Source organism: Microbispora rosea, assembly GCF_900156315.1.
In the GTDB taxonomy this organism is placed as follows: Bacteria; Actinomycetota; Actinomycetes; order Streptosporangiales; family Streptosporangiaceae; genus Microbispora; species Microbispora rosea.
Map to the genome: position 1 here is coordinate 91,754 of NZ_FTNI01000019.1, position 15,471 is coordinate 107,224.

General features: G+C 69.7%; 17 protein-coding genes and 1 tRNA gene. 12 read left to right on the forward strand and 6 right to left on the reverse strand.

Annotated elements, in window-relative coordinates:
• The first annotated feature begins 3 nt into the window (after window positions 1–3).
• Window positions 4–489 carry a type III secretion system chaperone family protein gene (locus BXA11_RS25070; protein WP_030510371.1) on the forward strand — a complete coding sequence of 162 codons (486 nt, stop codon included), beginning with the start codon at window positions 4–6 and terminating at the stop codon, window positions 487–489.
• 39 nt (window positions 490–528) lie between these two features.
• A complete protein-coding gene (locus tag BXA11_RS25075; protein WP_076438405.1) occupies window positions 529–1,272 on the forward strand; it encodes a phosphoglyceromutase in 744 nt (247 codons plus the stop codon).
• Between the two features lie 53 nt (window positions 1,273–1,325).
• On the opposite strand, the gene BXA11_RS25080 is transcribed toward BXA11_RS25075, so the two are convergent.
• Window positions 1,326–2,771 carry a hypothetical protein gene (locus tag BXA11_RS25080; RefSeq protein WP_143734505.1) on the reverse strand — a complete coding sequence of 482 codons (1,446 nt, stop codon included), beginning with the start codon at window positions 2,769–2,771 and terminating at the stop codon, window positions 1,326–1,328.
• A gap of 117 nt (window positions 2,772–2,888) precedes the next feature.
• On the reverse strand, window positions 2,889–3,548 hold the full coding sequence (phoU, locus tag BXA11_RS25085) for a phosphate signaling complex protein PhoU (protein WP_030510368.1): 660 nt from the start codon (window positions 3,546–3,548) through the stop codon (window positions 2,889–2,891).
• A gap of 104 nt (window positions 3,549–3,652) precedes the next feature.
• Here phoU and BXA11_RS25090 point away from each other — a divergent pair, with 104 nt between their 5' ends.
• Window positions 3,653–4,843 carry a sensor histidine kinase gene (locus BXA11_RS25090; protein WP_083744563.1) on the forward strand — a complete coding sequence of 397 codons (1,191 nt, stop codon included), beginning with the start codon at window positions 3,653–3,655 and terminating at the stop codon, window positions 4,841–4,843.
• Window positions 4,840–5,529, forward strand: coding sequence for a response regulator transcription factor (locus tag BXA11_RS25095; RefSeq protein ID WP_030510366.1), 690 nt, complete (start codon window positions 4,840–4,842; stop codon window positions 5,527–5,529). Before BXA11_RS25090 ends, BXA11_RS25095 begins: the two co-directional genes overlap by 4 nt.
• A 93-nt stretch (window positions 5,530–5,622) precedes the next feature.
• On the opposite strand, the gene BXA11_RS25100 is transcribed toward BXA11_RS25095, so the two are convergent.
• Window positions 5,623–6,291, reverse strand: a complete 669-nt coding sequence (locus BXA11_RS25100) for a copper chaperone PCu(A)C domain-containing protein (protein WP_076438409.1) — start codon at window positions 6,289–6,291, stop codon at window positions 5,623–5,625.
• Window positions 6,292–6,548: 257 nt separating this feature from the next.
• Between BXA11_RS25100 and BXA11_RS25105 the strand changes: the two genes are divergently transcribed.
• The 3 genes from BXA11_RS25105 to BXA11_RS25115 all read left to right on the forward strand — a co-directional run bounded on the left by BXA11_RS25105 (window position 6,549) and on the right by BXA11_RS25115 (window position 7,967).
• A complete protein-coding gene (locus BXA11_RS25105) occupies window positions 6,549–7,031 on the forward strand; it encodes a CarD family transcriptional regulator (protein WP_030510364.1) in 483 nt (160 codons plus the stop codon).
• Window positions 7,032–7,048: 17 nt separating this feature from the next.
• Complete coding sequence (ispF, locus tag BXA11_RS25110) at window positions 7,049–7,507, forward strand: 2-C-methyl-D-erythritol 2,4-cyclodiphosphate synthase (protein ID WP_076438412.1); 459 nt, start codon at window positions 7,049–7,051, stop codon at window positions 7,505–7,507.
• 190 nt (window positions 7,508–7,697) lie between these two features.
• Complete coding sequence (locus BXA11_RS25115; RefSeq protein WP_076438414.1) at window positions 7,698–7,967, forward strand: GlsB/YeaQ/YmgE family stress response membrane protein; 270 nt, start codon at window positions 7,698–7,700, stop codon at window positions 7,965–7,967.
• Window positions 7,968–8,262: 295 nt separating this feature from the next.
• Here the strand turns inward: BXA11_RS25115 and BXA11_RS25125 are convergent, their stop codons facing one another.
• Complete coding sequence (locus BXA11_RS25125) at window positions 8,263–9,777, reverse strand: DUF2637 domain-containing protein (protein WP_083744564.1); 1,515 nt, start codon at window positions 9,775–9,777, stop codon at window positions 8,263–8,265.
• A 475-nt stretch (window positions 9,778–10,252) separates the two neighbouring features.
• On the opposite strand from BXA11_RS25125, the gene cysS reads away from it, so the two are divergent.
• The 3 genes from cysS to BXA11_RS25140 all read left to right on the forward strand — a co-directional run bounded on the left by cysS (window position 10,253) and on the right by BXA11_RS25140 (window position 12,755).
• Window positions 10,253–11,647 (forward strand): cysteine--tRNA ligase, encoded by a 1,395-nt coding sequence (gene cysS / locus BXA11_RS25130; RefSeq protein ID WP_076438420.1) that lies wholly within the window; start codon window positions 10,253–10,255, stop codon window positions 11,645–11,647.
• A gap of 22 nt (window positions 11,648–11,669) precedes the next feature.
• Window positions 11,670–12,629, forward strand: coding sequence for a 23S rRNA (guanosine(2251)-2'-O)-methyltransferase RlmB (gene rlmB, locus BXA11_RS25135; protein ID WP_030510360.1), 960 nt, complete (start codon window positions 11,670–11,672; stop codon window positions 12,627–12,629).
• A gap of 50 nt (window positions 12,630–12,679) precedes the next feature.
• Window positions 12,680–12,755 (forward strand) — tRNA-Thr (locus BXA11_RS25140).
• A 286-nt stretch (window positions 12,756–13,041) separates the two neighbouring features.
• Here the strand turns inward: BXA11_RS25140 and BXA11_RS25145 are convergent.
• Complete coding sequence (locus BXA11_RS25145) at window positions 13,042–13,224, reverse strand: hypothetical protein (RefSeq protein WP_239105160.1); 183 nt, start codon at window positions 13,222–13,224, stop codon at window positions 13,042–13,044.
• A 280-nt stretch (window positions 13,225–13,504) separates the two neighbouring features.
• On the opposite strand from BXA11_RS25145, the gene BXA11_RS25150 reads away from it, so the two are divergent.
• Both BXA11_RS25150 and BXA11_RS25155 read left to right on the forward strand, forming a co-directional pair.
• A complete protein-coding gene (locus BXA11_RS25150; RefSeq protein ID WP_076438422.1) occupies window positions 13,505–14,044 on the forward strand; it encodes a GNAT family N-acetyltransferase in 540 nt (179 codons plus the stop codon).
• Window positions 14,045–14,200: 156 nt separating this feature from the next.
• A complete protein-coding gene (locus BXA11_RS25155) occupies window positions 14,201–14,866 on the forward strand; it encodes a DsbA family protein (protein ID WP_159454839.1) in 666 nt (221 codons plus the stop codon).
• 126 nt (window positions 14,867–14,992) lie between these two features.
• Here BXA11_RS25155 and BXA11_RS25160 read toward each other — a convergent pair whose 3' ends face one another.
• A complete protein-coding gene (locus BXA11_RS25160) occupies window positions 14,993–15,448 on the reverse strand; it encodes an ArsI/CadI family heavy metal resistance metalloenzyme (protein WP_076438428.1) in 456 nt (151 codons plus the stop codon).
• Window positions 15,449–15,471: the final 23 nt, after the last annotated feature.

The window sequence follows — 15,471 nt, forward strand, 5'->3', positions numbered from 1 at the left end:
CGTATGAGACCGGATCTGGAAGCCGTCATCGCGTCGGCGCTGGAGTCCGCCGAGCTGTCCTACGAGCGGCCGAAGCCGGGCGCGTTCCTGGTCAAACTGCCCGGCCAGCACAAGCTCGCCACGTTGACCTGGCTCGTCGTCGGCGACCAGGCGCTCAACATCGAGGCGTTCTTCTGCCGGCAGCCCGACGAGAACCACGCCGAGTTCTACCGCTGGCTGCTCCACAAGAACGGCTCGATGTACGGCGTCCACTTCGCCGTCGACGACACCGGCGACGTGCACCTGGTCGGCCGGCTGCCGCTGGACGCGGTGACCGAGGAGGAGATCGACCGGGTGCTCGGCTGCGTCCTCACCTACTCGGACGAGTCGTTCGACCGCGCGCTCGAGCTGGGCTTCGCGACGTCCATCAGGCGCGAGTGGGAGTGGCGGGTCAAGCGCGGCGAGTCGCTGGCCAACCTCCGGGCCTTCGCGCGGGTGGTCGAGTCCTGACCAACGGGACGTCTGCCGCACGCCGATAGGATTGGCCGCATGGCGACTTTGGTGCTGCTGCGGCACGGCGAGAGCGAATGGAATGTCAAAGGCCTGTTCACCGGCTGGGTGGACGTCACACTCTCGCCGACCGGCGAGGAGGAGGCGCGGCGCGGCGGTCAGCTGCTCCTGGAGGCCGGCATCCGGCCCGACGTGGTGCACACCTCGGTGCTCACCCGGGCCATCAGGACCGCCAACATCGCGCTTGAGGCGGCCGACCTGCTGTGGCTCCCGGTCAAGCGCTCCTGGCGGCTGAACGAGCGCCACTACGGCGCGCTCCAGGGCAAGGACAAGGCCCAGACCCGCGCGGAGTTCGGCGACGAGCAGTTCATGCTGTGGCGCCGGTCCTATGACGTGCCGCCGCCGCCGATCGCCGACGACGACGAGCACTCCCAGCTCGGCGACGGCCGCTACTCCCTGCTGCCCTCGGAGCTGGTGCCGCGCACCGAGTGCCTCAAGGACGTCGTGGGGCGCATGCTGCCGTACTGGTACGACGACATCGTGCCGGACCTCGCGGCCGGTCGCGACGTGCTGGTGGTGGCGCACGGCAACTCCCTGCGCGCGCTGGTCAAGCACCTGGAGGGCATCAGCGACGCCGACATCGCGGGCCTGAACATCCCCACCGGCATCCCGCTGCGCTACGAGCTGGACGCCGACTTCCGTCCGGTCGGCAAGGGCGAGTACCTCGACCCTGAGGCCGCCAAGGCCGCCATCGAGGCCGTCGCCAACCAGGGCAAGAAGTAACCTCTCACGTCTGTCACGAAGGCCGCGTCCCGCTGTGGGGGCGCGGCCTTCGGTCACTTGTAGGCGACCGGCCTCCTCGCCGTGCCGGGGAACACCTGGACCAGGAGTTCGACGGCGCCGTCCGGGGGATAGGCCACCTGGTAGACGAGCTTGCGGCCACGCAGGTGCACTCGCACGCGGTACGAGCCCGGGCCGCGTACGGTGAGCCCTTTCAGCGTCGGCCCTTCGCCGCCGCCCAGTTGCAGGGACCCGGTCGGGCTCTCGTAGCCGACCTCGACCACCTCGTCCCAGCCTCTGACCTCCAGCGGCGGACGCCGGGTGTAGGACTCGACGGTCACGCAGGCGGAACCGGCCTCGTCGGCGGCCCAGATCGCCAGCGCGCCCCGGCCGCTTCCCACCAGGTCCTTCACCAAGTCAGGGGGATTGCCCTCGTAGCCGTCCTCCCACCCTTCGATGGTCCAGAACTCGGTCCACAAGGTGGCCCGGCGCTGCCGTACGGGCCTGATCTTCGGCCGGTGCCGGGGATGCGCCGCGCAGGCCCGCTCCTCCCGTGCGACGTACGCGTCCGACTCCGCCTGCCACCGATCCTCCTCCGACTGCCGCGCGCGGGCCACGGCCGGGCACAGGTCCGCGAGCGCACCCGCCAGGGACGCCTGCGGCGCCTCTTGAACGGCCCGCGCGCCGGTGTCGCCTCCGTGTCGCGTCGCCAGCGCGCACAGCTGGTGCCCCTGGGCCACGACGTCCTGGTCGGAGACCTCGTCCCACCCCTCCACGCCGGAGTCGTACGGGCGGTCGTAGCCGCGGACCGCGCATAGGAAGCGCTTATCCGTCTCGCTCAGCCCCTTGACCGTGCCGTCGCCGAATCCGGCACAGTCGAGTTCCCGTTCGGTGCTCACTTTGCCGGGCGGGGCCGACGCCGCGGGGAGGAGGACGACCGCGGTCACCGCCAGGACGCCCGCCGCCGTGCGGACGACCGGGCCGCGCCGTGTGTACGCGCGCCGGGGAGCGCGTACGGCGAACAGGACGAGGATCGGCGGAACGCAGTCGTAGAGCCTCCACGCGAACTGCTGGGACAACAGCTCGGGCGGCCCCCAGATCTGCGTGCACGCGGGGCCGAGCGCCGCGTCCAGCGTGGGGAGCAGGAAGTCGGGGAGGTCGAGGACGAGCAGGACGACGGCCACGCAACGGCCGATGCTCCGGCCCAGTCCGGTCCGCCCGCTCCGCACGCTCAGACACCAGCCCGCGAAGCCCAGGACGACCAGCGGTGCACCGTCGTACGAGAAGAGGGGAAAGGCCTTGACGGGATAGGCCCAGGGGGAGACCTGATCGTAGATGTCCCACCCGAGGCAGGAGCCCGAGGACATCGACAGGTAGCTCCGGCTGCCGTAGTCGCCGGTCAGGGTCCATATGACCCAGAAGAAGAGGGAAGGAGCGACCGCGGTCAGCGTCGCCGCCGCCCAGATTTTGGAGGCGCCGTGCACCCATGATCGTCTCGGCACGAGAGCGAAGGCTATTCGGCACGTGCGACAAACGACCCACAGTCCGGCGATTCGAGGGCACGCGAAAGCCCCGGCCCCCCGAGGACCGGGGCTTTCGCGCCCCCGTACGCCGCCGCGTCAGCCGGCGAGGGCGTCCGCGTCGCGCGTACCCGTGACGAGGTACACGACGTCGCGGGCGACGCGTACGGCGTGGTCGGCGTACCGCTCGTAGTAGCGGCCGGCCAGCGTGATGTCGATGGCGGCCTCGATGCCGTGCTCCCAGTCCTTGGAGAGCAGGACGCGGAACAGGCGGCGGTGACGGCGGTCCATCGCGTCGTCGTCCTCCTCCAGCTCCTTGGCGAGCTCGATGTCGCGGGAGGCGATGCAGCTGCCCGCCTTGGTGATCAGGTTCTCGGCGATGGCGCCCATCTCGACGAACGTGTCACGCAGCTCGGCCGGGATGGCGGACTCGGGGTGACGCATCCGGGCGAGCTTGGCGATGTGCTCGGCCAGGTCGCCCATGCGTTCGAGGTCGGCCGCCATCCGCAGGGCGGTGATGACGGTACGCAGGTCGACCGCCACCGGCTGCTGCGTGGCCATCAGCTCGAAGATCGAGGCTTCGAGCTCCTGATGCAGCCGGTCGACCTCGTTGTCCTGGGAGATGACGCTCTCCGCCAGCTGCAGGTCGGCGTCGAGCAGGGCGGTCGTACCCCTCGACATGGCCGACCGCACCAGGCGGGTCATCTCCACCAGGCGGTCGGTCAGGGCCGCAAGCTCTTCGTGATAGGCGTCGCGCATGGCCGCCACGCTACGCGCGCGTCGATGAACGAATTTCGACCGCCGGATGAACTTTTCCGGAAACAGGGCCGTCGTCCCAGGTGAGGTAGGTGGAAGAACCGGAAATGCCGCCTAGGCTGCTGAATGTGAACGAGTTGCTGGCGAGCATGGCGGCGTTGGGCGGATTCGTCCTCGGCTCCTTCGTCATGCTCGCGATCCGACGGCAGACGGACAAGCCCCGCACGCCGGAACCAGAAGACGACGGACTGCCTCCAGGGGTGGCGTCGGTGCTCGCCGTGCTGCCCTCCTCGGCGGTCGTCCTCGATCGCGAGGACCGGGTGCTGCGCGCCAGTTCGGCCGCCCGCGCCTTCGGCCTCGTACGCGGGGAGTCGCTCATGGCCGCCGAGCTGCTGGTGCTGGCCAGGAAGGTCCGCAGGGACGGCGAGATCCGCGAGAGCGAGATAGAGACGGCAGGCCGCAAGTTCGGGCAGGAGTCCACGTCGTTCGCGGTGCGGGTCGCTCCCCTCGGCTCCCACGGGCAGGTGCTGGTGCTCGCCGAGGACCAGACCGAGCGGCAGCGGGTCGAGGCGGTGCGCAGGGACTTCGTCGCGAACGTCAGCCACGAGCTCAAGACGCCGGTCGGCGCGCTGAGCCTGCTCGCCGAGACCGTCGAGGACGCGGCCGACGATCCCGAGGCCGTGAGGCGGTTCGCCGGCCGGATGCAGCACGAGGCCGCCCGCCTGACCTACCTGGTGCAGGACCTGATCACGCTGTCGCGGATCCAGGGCGGCGAGCCCATCCCGGCGCCCGACCAGGTGCCCGTGGACGAGACCGTGCACGAGGCCATCGACAGGTGCAACACGAAGGCCTCGGCCAAGGACATCGCGCTCGTCGCGGGCGGCACCGAGGGCCTGAAGGTCTGGGGCGACGAGGAGCTTCTCGTCACCGCGCTGCGCAACCTCATCGACAACGCCGTCGCCTACAGCCCCGAGCACACCCGCGTCGTGATCAGCGCCAGGCCGGCGGGAAACGCCGTCGAGCTGAGCGTGAGCGACCAGGGCATCGGCATCCCGGAGAACGCGCAGGAGCGCATCTTCGAGCGGTTCTTCCGCGTCGACGCGGCCAGGTCCCGGGCCACCGGCGGCACCGGGCTCGGTCTCGCGATCGTCAAACACGTGGCCGTCGCCCACGGCGGCGAGGTCGCGGTGTGGAGCAAAGAGGGCTCCGGTTCGACCTTCACTCTTCGCCTTCCCGCGTTCGGCGGTCAGGCGGTCCCCGTACCAAGCATGACCATTCCCCAGGAGGCCGCTCAGTGACTCGGGTACTCGTCGTCGAGGACGAGGAGTCGTTCTCGGACGCCTTGTCGTACATGCTGAGGAAAGAGGGGTACGAGGTCGCGGTGGCGGCCACCGGCCCCGACGCGCTGGACGCGTTCGACCGCAACGGCGCCGACCTCGTCCTGCTCGACCTCATGCTCCCGGGCCTGCCCGGAACCGAGGTGTGCCGCTCGCTCAGGCAGCGGTCGAAGGTGCCGGTGATCATGCTGACCGCCAAGGACAGCGAGATCGACAAGGTCGTCGGCCTCGAACTGGGCGCCGACGACTACGTGACCAAGCCGTTCTCGTCCCGTGAGCTGGTGGCGCGCATCCGCGCGGTGCTGCGCAGGCAGGGCGACGTCGAGGAGGTGGAGTCGGCCGTCCTGGCCGGGGGACCGGTCCGCATGGACGTCGACCGGCACATCGTGGCCGTGCGCGGCCAGCAGGTGCAGCTCCCGCTGAAGGAGTTCGAACTGCTGGAGGTGCTGCTGCGCAACGCCGGGCGGGTGCTCACCCGCGGCCAGCTCATCGACCGGGTCTGGGGCGCCGACTACGTGGGCGACACCAAGACCCTCGACGTGCACGTGAAGCGGCTGCGGGCCAAGGTCGAGGCCGATCCGTCCAACCCCCGCTGCATCCTCACCGTGCGCGGCCTCGGCTACAAGTTCGACCCCGCCGACGAGTGAGTCCGTACGGGCTCGTGCGGCTCGCGCGGCCCCCCTGACGTGAAAGGAGCCCCTGTCCGGCCGGACAGGGGCTCCTGCGCGTCTACGCGGCCGTCAGCCGGCGTTCGCGGCGGGCGTCTCGGAGGGAGCGGCCCCCGTGGTCTCCGAGGTGGCGGCGGTGTCCGAGGCGGCGGTGTCGGTCGGCGCCGGGCTCCCGGTGGGGAGCGACGAGGCCGTCGGCGTGGCGGTCGGCGCGGGCGGCAGCGTCGCGAACTCGCGGCTGCGCGCGATGACCGGCACGGTGAGCGCGACGTCGCCGGCGTTCTTGAACTGGAGCGTGAGCTTGATGCTCTCGCCGCCGCGCAGCGGCGTCTTCAGGCCCTCGACCGTGACCCCGGGGGTCTTGGCGAGGGTGCCCGGCTGGAGGTCGATGGGGCTCTGCACGCTGACCGAGGTGGCCTTCTGCTCCTCGGGGACGATGCTGGTGAGCTGGTCGGCGGTCCCCGTGCTGTTCAGGAGAGTCAGGTAGAGCGACGCCGACCCGCCGGCGGCGAGCTGCTGGCCGGAGTCCGGCCCGAGGATGAACGCCTGCGGGATCATGACGCCGTTCTTGCCGTATGCCTTGCCGGCGCCGTCGCCGTTGGTGAGGACACCCGCCTCGTTCGGCGCGTACGGCGCGTTGGTGTTGGCGTCGAAACCGGCGCCACACGCGGCCAGTGCAGGGATGGCGGCGGCGAGGAGCGCGGCAATGGCGATCGCCCTGCGACGGCTGCTGCTGGTCACGGTTCGAGGTCTCCTTGGTACGCACGTGTATGGGCAGCAATCACCTTATCCGCGCCGGTCACCGGTCCGGCGTCGGCTCCCGGTCCACGGGCCGCAGCACTGCAGGTCATCCGGTATGTCCTGTATGCCGATTCACAGAGTGGATGGCTTGTCAAGCCCCAAAACGAGGCTTTGACCTGCAGTTATGTTCCTTTCACTGTTCCGGGAGGCGGTAACCGCGTGGTACCCTGGAGTACAGCGGAAGGGGTACTCGTCACATGACTTTCCAGGTCGGCGACACTGTCGTCTACCCCCACCATGGGGCTGCTCGGATCGAGGCCATCACGACCCGAACCATCAAGGGTGAGGAAAAGACCTACCTGGTGCTGAAGGTCGACAAGGGCGACCTGACCGTACAGGTACCAGCGGAAAATGCCGAGCTCGTCGGTGTGCGCGACGTCGTCGGCCAAGAGGGACTCGAGCGGGTGTTCGACGTGCTGCGCATGCCGCACACGGAGGAGCCCACCAACTGGTCCCGCCGCTACAAGGCCAACCTTGAGAAGCTGGCGTCGGGGGACGTCAACAAGGTGGCCGAGGTGGTGCGCGACCTGTGGCGGCGCGACAAGGAGCGCGGCCTGTCCGCCGGTGAGAAGCGCATGCTCGCCAAGGCGCGCCAGATCCTCGTCAGCGAGCTCGCGCTGGCCGAGAAGACCAACGAGGACAAGGCGGAGGCCCTGCTCGACGAGGTGCTGAACTCCTGAACATCACATCGCCAAGGGTGGGCGTCGGAGTCGACGTCCACCCTTTCGCATCTGGTAGGGAGCTTCACCTCGCCGGTCTGTTCTGGCCGGGGGAGACCGGGCTGGCCGGTCACTCCGACGGAGACGCCGCCGCGCACGCCTGCTGTGACGCGCTGCTGTCGGCGGCCGGGCTCGGAGACGTGGGCGCGCTGTTCGGCACATCCGATCCCCGCTGGGCGGGTGCCGCGGGCGTGATCCTCCTGGAGGAGGCGGCCCGCCAGGTGCGGGCGGCAGGATTCGAGATCGGCAACCTGGCCGTTCAGGTCATTGGAAACCGCCCGAAGGTCGCACCTCGACGCGCGGAGGCGGAGAAGGCCCTCGGGGCCGCCGCAGGGGCGCCGGTGAGCGTCAGCGCGACCACGACCGACGGCCTCGGGCTCACCGGCCGCGGCGAGGGCGTGGCGGCCATTGCGACCGCGTTGATCCTCCCGGCATGAATGGTCCGTTCCAAACGGCCATGCCAACCTCAACGAGACCCGGAGCGTCTCACTAACGCGTGGGCGGCGGCTCGAACCAGGCGCGGAATCGAGTCGCCGCCCCTTTTTTCTTTCATGGCGCGCATATTCCCGTCTCATGGGGTACTCCACAGTCCGAGGATGAAAGGGTCACCCTCATCGGGAGGTCGATATGACAATCGAGTCCATTCTCGGCGCCATCGTCATCGGTGCGGTCATCGGCGCTCTGGGCCGGCTGTTCCTGCCGGGCCGCCAGCCGATCGGCTGGATCCTGACGATCGTCGTCGGCATCGTGGCGGCGCTCATCGGGACCGCGATCGCCCAGGTCATGGGCGTGGCCACGACGGATGGCATCGACTGGATCGAACTGGTCATGCAGGTCGTACTGGCCGTCGTCGGTGTGGGCATCGTCGCCGGCCTCAAGCGAGGGTCGCGGGTGTAAGCCCTCGTTCGGTGGGGCGGCCCCCGCCCTCACCCCATAGCGCGCAGGCCCGTCCGGCTCCCCAGCCGGGCGGGCCTGCGCGTTCTACTGCCGAGTGCGTCGAGTCGCCGGCCGCTCATGGTCGGCGAACGATGTGTACAAGTCGCGCAACGGCCGCGGGGTGCGTGTGGACAGCGTGAGGCAGGCGCTGTGAAGCGGGCAGGCGTCAAGCGGGCCATTGTCAGGCCGGGCACTGTCAGGCCGGGCACTGTCAGGCCGGGCACTGTCAGGCCGGGCACTGTCAGTCCGGGCACTGTCAGGCGGGCGGGCGGGGCGTGCTGCGCATCCGGCCGGATGGAGGCGCCATCGGGACAGTTCCCTGCCCGGTTGCCTCCTCGGCGTCCACTTCAGCGTCCTGCGTGGTGTCCTGCTCGGCGCCCCCGGGCTCCGGCGCGCCCTGACGGCCGCCTTCCGCGGCGTACGGCCCCCGCACGCCGTCCTGCTCGCCGGGGTCGGCGCAGTCCGATGCGTGGGCGGGATCCGGCACGTCCCTGATCTGGCGGAGCGGCTGGGTGTCGATTCCCGCCTCGTCTTCGGGCCGCTCCGGCTCGGCGTCGGCGGGCTCGTCCTGTTTGGGGCGGGGGTGCACGAGGACGTCACCGGTGTGCGGCCGTACGAGGTCGCCCCAGCGCACGGGACGGTTGCGGCGGGGCTGCGCCGGGCGTCCGCCCGTTTCGGCGGGAGCTGCGGGTGTCTCCGGAGCGGACTCGGCGGCCGTCTCGGCGACAGGCTCCGTCACCACCGGTTCTGCGACCGGTTCTGCGACGACCGGCTCGGCGGCGGCCGGCTCGGCCCGTTCCGTGACGGGCGGGGTGCGGGGCGCCGCGGTCGGAGGCGCGACCGGCAGGACCTCGGGCTCATCCTGCGCCTGGTCCGGACCCGTCTCGGATACGGCTTCGGTTTCCGGCGTGGGTTCGGGGACGGCCTCCGCGATCGCCTCGGACGGCAGTCGTACGCCGTCCTCGTCGGTGTCGGGGGTGACGACGCGTGGCCCGGCCTCGTTCTCGGCCTGCGGAGGGGTGACGGGCAGCGGCGGGGCGTACTCGGGCGGCGCGACGGTCTCGGAGACCGGGCTGACCGGGAGCGGAGGGACGTAGCCGGGGGGCGCCACGGCCTCGGGAACCGGCTGCAGGGGTGGCGCGCCGTGCTCCTCGGTGACGGTGTGCGCGGGCGCGGGACGCTCCTGCGCGGCCACCGGATAGGGGGCGGGGACGGCGGCCCGGGGCTCGCGCGCGCTGTCGAAGGGCACCAGGTCGACATCGGAGTCGTCGTCGGGGTCGTCGTCCAGGTCGGCCCGATTGGTGCGCACATGCTTCAGCAGGAGCAGCAGCAGCCACAGCCCGACGGCGAGCAGCACCCAGGGCGACAGGGCGACGACGAGAGCGGAGGCGTCGGGGTCGAAGGAGACGCCGACGGCGGTCGCGGCGTTCGCGGCGGCGGCCGACGCCAGGAGCACGAGCAGGACGAAGCCCGCCTGCAGGCGGACCAGGAAGCGCGCCTTCCGCAGCAACGGCACGCTGACCAGGGCGACGACCAGCAGAACGTCGAACGCGGCGGGATACAGGTAGGCGAGCCGCGGCTCGGCGCGCCCGGAGACGGCCAGAGCCCGCAGGTCGTCGAAGGACAGCGCGCAGGCGATCCCCGCGAGCACCGCGAGGGCGGCGCCCGCGAGGCCGATGGCCAGGCGGCGCAGCACCAACGGGATTCCGGAGGGGGTGTTTTGGGACGGGCGGGAGGCCGTGCCTGCCGCGCCGGGGGGAGTCACGTCCATGGCGTTTCGAGCCTACAGAATCGGAGTGACGATCGATCGCACTCGCGTGATCACCTGTTTCGTGTCGGAACCGGCGACTGCGCCGGGAACCTCCGGCGCGATCCCGGCCCGGTGTGTTCCGGTCGGGTGTGTTCCGGTCGGATGGGTTCCGGTCGGGCGTCCGGCCGCGTGGCTGGAGCGGGCGAGCATGCGGGCGTGGGCTGCGAGAGCGATGCGGCGCTCAAGGCGGGGACTCCGCCGGCGGTCGCGGCGTGTTCCTTCGATCGTCGGAGGCGGTCCGGCGACGCTGCGTGTCCGGCCGGGCCCTCGGAGAGGCGGGCATGCGTGATGCGGACTGCCGTACGGATCGTTACGGGTTTTATCTCGGGTTATATCGGGACTTATGTGTCGGAAGTTTCCATGATCGGCCACACTAAGCCGTTCACGGACGCCCAACTAGCCCTGTGCTGCGCTGTCAGGCGTTAGCCTTGCCTTCGTGAGCCTGCACCTCTACGACACCAGCACGCGTACGGTCCGTGAATTCGTACCGGTCGAGCCCGGCCGGGTCTCGATGTATCTGTGTGGTGCGACCGTTCAGGCTCCGCCGCACATCGGGCACATCAGGTCCGGAGTGAACTTCGACGTTCTCCGCCGGTGGCTCCTGCGGCAGGGCTATGACGTGACCTTCTGCCGCAACGTCACGGATCTCGACGACAAGATCATCAGGGTGTCCGCCGGGGAAGGCGTGCCCTGGTTCGTCGTCTCCGAGCGCAACCAGCGCGCCTTCACCTGGGCGTACGACCACCTCGGCTGCCTGCCGCCCACCGTCGAGCCCCGGGCCATGGGCCATGTGCCCGAGATGATCGAGCTGATGCGGCGGCTGATCGACAAGGGGCACGCGTACGCGTCGGGCGGCGACGTCTACTTCGACGTGGTGTCCTACGCCGACCGATACGGCAAGCTCTCCAACCAGAAGCTGGAGAACCTTCGGGCGGCCGACGACACCGACACCGACTCGCTGAAGCGCGACCCGCGCGACTTCGCGCTGTGGAAGGGCGCCAAGCCCGGTGAGCCCACGTGGCCGACGCCGTGGGGCAAGGGCCGTCCCGGCTGGCACCTGGAGTGCTCGGCCATGGCGACCAAGTATCTCGGCGGCACCTTCGACATCCACGGCGGCGGCGTCGACCTGATCTTCCCGCACCACGAGAACGAGATCGCCCAGTCGCAGGCGGCGGGCGACGGTTTCGCGCGCTACTGGCTGCACAACGGCATGCTCAAGCTCGGCGGCGAGAAGATGAGCAAGTCGCTCGGCAACTCGCTGCTGATCCCCGACATGCTCCGCAAGGTGCGCGCGGTCGAGCTCCGCTACTACCTGGTCGCGGCGCACTACCGCTCGGCGATCGACTACTCCGACGAGGCGCTCCAGGAGGCGGCGGCCGGCTACCGCCGTATCGAGGGGTTCGTCACGCGGGCGGCCGAGGTGATCCACGACGTGGACGCCGCCGCGCCGCTGCCCCAGGCCTTCGTGGACGCCATGGACGACGACCTGAACGTCTCACAGGCGCTCGCCGTGGTCCACGAGGTCGTCCGCGAGGGCAACGTCGCGCTGGCCCAGGGCAACAAGGAGCAGGTCGCCCGGCTGCTCGCCGAGACGCAGAACATGCTCGACGTGCTCGGCCTCGACCCCAGGTCGGAGCAGTGGCGTACGACCGGCGACTCGGGACTCCGGGATGTCGTCGACGCGCTGGTGGCCGTGGCGCTGGAGCAGCGGCAGGCCGCACGAGCCCGCAAGGACTACGCGGCGGCCGACGCGATCCGCGACCAGCTCGCGGCGGCCGGGATCGTGGTGGAGGACACCCCGCAGGGCCCGCGATGGGAGCTGGCACAGTAGGCGTGGCCCTACGCTAGACACCATGGCGGGAAGGGCTTCAGGGAAGCCGTCGAAGAAGCAGGGGCCGACCAAGGGCACGGGCGGCAAGGTGAGGCGCTCCCTTGAGGGCAAGGGGGCGACGCCGCCCGCGCACATGCGGCACTGGTACAAGGACAAGGCCCGCGCCGAGCGGATCGAGCGCGAGGGCCGGGGCGGCGGGGGCTCGTCGTCGCGTGCGCCGAGCCGTACGCGCCGGGAGGACGCCCCCGAGGTCATCGGCGGCCGCAACCCCGTGGTCGAGGCGCTGCGTGCCCACGTGCCCGCCAACGCGCTGTACGTGGCACAGCGGATCGACAACGACGACCGCGTCCGGGAGGCCATCAAGCTCGCGGCCGACCGTGGCATCGCGCTGCTGGAGGTCAGCAGGGACAAGCTCGACCGGCTGACCGAGAGCACCGTCCACCAGGGCATCGGCCTGCAGGTCCCGCCGTACGACTACGCGCATCCCGAGCAGCTCGTGGAGCGGGCCAGGGACGCCGCCGAGGTGCCGTTGATCGTCGCCCTGGACGGCGTGACCGACCCGCGCAACCTCGGCGCCATCGCGCGTTCGGCGACCGCCTTCGGCGCGCACGGGCTGCTCATCCCGTCCCGCCGTTCGGCGGGCGTCACCGCCGGCGCCTGGAAGACCTCGGCCGGAACCCTCGCGACCCTCCCCGTCGCCCGCGCGTCGAACCTCACGCAGACGCTCCAGGCGTACCGGGAGGAGGGCCTGTTCGTGGTCGGTCTCGACGGCACCGCCACGGTGGACATCGCCGACGTCGAGCTCGCGAGCGAACCGCTTGTCGTGGTCGTCGGTTCTGAGGGCAAGGGCCTGTCCCGCTTGGTCAGGGAGGCGTGCGACCAGATCGCCCGTATCCCCATGAACGCCGCCGCCGAGTCGCTGAACGCCGGTGTGGCCGCCGGGATCGCCCTCTACGCGGTCGCCCAACACCGTCGCCGGTGATTTCACCGTGACGGTACGGCCTCGGGCCCACTAAACTCGTCTGGTAGCAGGCCGCCTTAGCTCAATCGGCAGAGCATCTGTCTTGTAAACAGAAGGTCTGGGGTTCGATTCCCCAAGGCGGCTCCAGCGCAGAGGCCCCTTCCCATGATCGGGAAGGGGCCTCTCGGCGTCCGTACAGCAGTGCCGTACGGCGCCGTCCTCCGTCGCTACCGGCGCTCCTTCGAACTCGGTGGGTGGCAGAAGGCCGGCGAAGAGCACGCTGTCAGCTTCGGTGCGCCAGTCGGTGCACCAGCGGCGACCGGGTCACCGTTTGACGAGCATCACGTAAACGAACTGGTCGCCGGATGGAATCCTTTCCGCCCGGCGACCAGTGGACCCGCGCCGGTTGGATCCGGTCGCGGCCGTGGGGTATTTACGGCACGCTGTACAGGAACCAGAAGTTGTATTGGTAATCACAGTGATACCAGGTCCACATGTGGTTCTGGACGCCGTAGTCCCCGTACCGATAGCAGTCCGACGAGGAGTAGTAGACGTTACGAAGCGTATCGGCGTGCGCGGGGACGGCGGTCGCCGTGACCGCCAGCCCACTGAGCAAGGCGCCGACGACGGCTAAAGCTCTGATTTTCCGCACTTACTCTCCTCGTAGTGGATGTCGTGCCGAACTTCCCACTGCGGATCATCGCAGTGCGCGCGATATCGGTACAGGTCGCGTTGCCCGTCGCCGTTCTCTCGCGAAGTGACCTGCGGCTATAGCAGACAAGGGCTGAAAGTTTCCCTGGGGGATCTCCGTAACGGCGTCATTCACCCCGGAGGGCGGCCGGCCGATGAAACGGGAGGACATGAGATGGCTGGATGCGCCGGGTTAGGTTGGTCGGATGGGGACCTATGAGGCTCTGCCGGCGGAGCTGGTGACCGAGCGGCTGCGGTTGCGACGGTGGCTGCCGTCGGATGCCGAGGAGTACCGCGGGTTGTGGCTCGAACGGGATCCACGAGCGGTACGGCGGATCGACGCCGAGGGGCGCCCGACGGTCGAGGAGATGCGCGGCTGGCTCCGCGACAATCCGCTGATGGCGGACCGAGGGCTCGGGTTGCTGCCGATCGAGCTGCGAGACACCGGTGAGTTCATCGGGTACTGCGGATTGACCGTCGGCCGGGGATCTTTCGACGAACCTGAGATCGCGTACGAGCTGGCACGGCGGGCTCACGGCCGTGGCTACGCGACAGAAGCCGCCCGTGCGGTCGTCGAAGCCGCGGCGCGAACGGGACGGCGACGGCTCTGGGCGACCGTGCGGGAGTGGAACGCCCCCTCATTCCGCGTCCTCGAAAAACTCGGTTTCCACCGGAGCGACCGCATCACCGAGGACGCGGAACGCGGCAACACGATCTGGATGACGCGCGCACTCGAACCGAGGTAGAAGCGTGAGCGCGGGCCGCGATCCACTCCTGGCGAGACGTGCGGTTGAGGTCGTCGCGGTGGCCTCTCGCAAACCGGTAGAGACATATGCACATAGATCACTAAAGTTGCCGCTTCGGCACTCGTAGAGATCTTGAAGGTATATATGGCTCCGCGCTTGAAGCGGCTTCTGAGGTTATCGGTCGCGTTTACGTGTGTGGTGATAGTGGCGGGGTGCGGCACGCCTGAAAAACCCGCTGCGGCTCCACCTGCCGGCGTGCCTGCGGTCGTCCTCGGCGACTTGGTCACGCTGGAGCAGGATGGCACCGTCCGCATAGCTCAGGTCGACGTGGCAGGTCCCACGCTGGAGATCTACGAGGACTACCAGTGTCCGGTGTGCCTGGAGTTCGAGCAGGGCGACAACAACGCGCTCGTGCGAGAAATGGTCGTCAAAGGGGCGATAGCCATCATGATCCACCCGATGACCATCTTCCAGGACGACAAGCCGATCACTCGGGAGAACTCGCGACGGGCTCTTATCGCCTCGCTTTGCGTTCGGGATCCGAGCACGTGGCTGAGATATCACGACGAGCTGTACGCCCATCAGCCGGACGAGTTCCAGAAGGGCGGGTTCCCCAACGAGCAGCTCGTACAGCTCGCAGGGAAGGTGGGCATTCCGGCCGGGGAGTTCACCGCGTGTCTCGAATCTCCAGAAACCGCGGAGCGGGCCGACGCCGTCACCGACTTGGCCCTCAGCCGAGGAGTGGAAGGCACCCCCACGATCCGATATCAGGGCCAGGACCTCGATTGGACGACAAGCTGGCGTGATACGGGACAGGGATGACGCGGGGCCGAGCCGCGGCGCCGGCCTCACTCGGCGAGGCCGAGAAGCAGGTGGCGGGGGGCCGTGGTCCTGCGGCGACGCCCGGCGATCACCCTGCCGGTGGCTGCCGGGCGTCGTCCGTAGTGGCTAGCAGCAGGACTTGTCCGCGTTCGCCGTCTCCTTTTCGGCGTCGTCCGTGGTGCAGCAGACGGGGTCGGCCTGCTTGGTGAGGGTGTCGGCGTCGGCCTTGACCACGTACACCTCCCAGGGCTCGTTGCCGGGACCGTGGACCCACACCTTGTCCTGCAGCGCGTAGCAGCAGGTGGTGTCGTTCTCCTCGAAGGTCGCGAGGCCGGCCTCCTTCAGGCGTTCGGTCGCGGCCGTGACCTGGGCGCTGTCCTCGACCTCGACGCCGAGGTGGTCCATCCGCGTCGGCTCACCCGCCTCGCCCTCCAGCAGGACGAGCTTGAGCGGGGGCTCGGCGATGGCGAAGTTGGCGTAGCCGGGGCGCCGCTTGGCGGGCTCGACACCGAACAGCGTGGAGTAGAACGCGATCGAGCCTTCGAGGTCGGCGACGCGCAGAGCGAGTTGGACGCGGGACATGGCTGTCCTCCCTTAACCGCGAA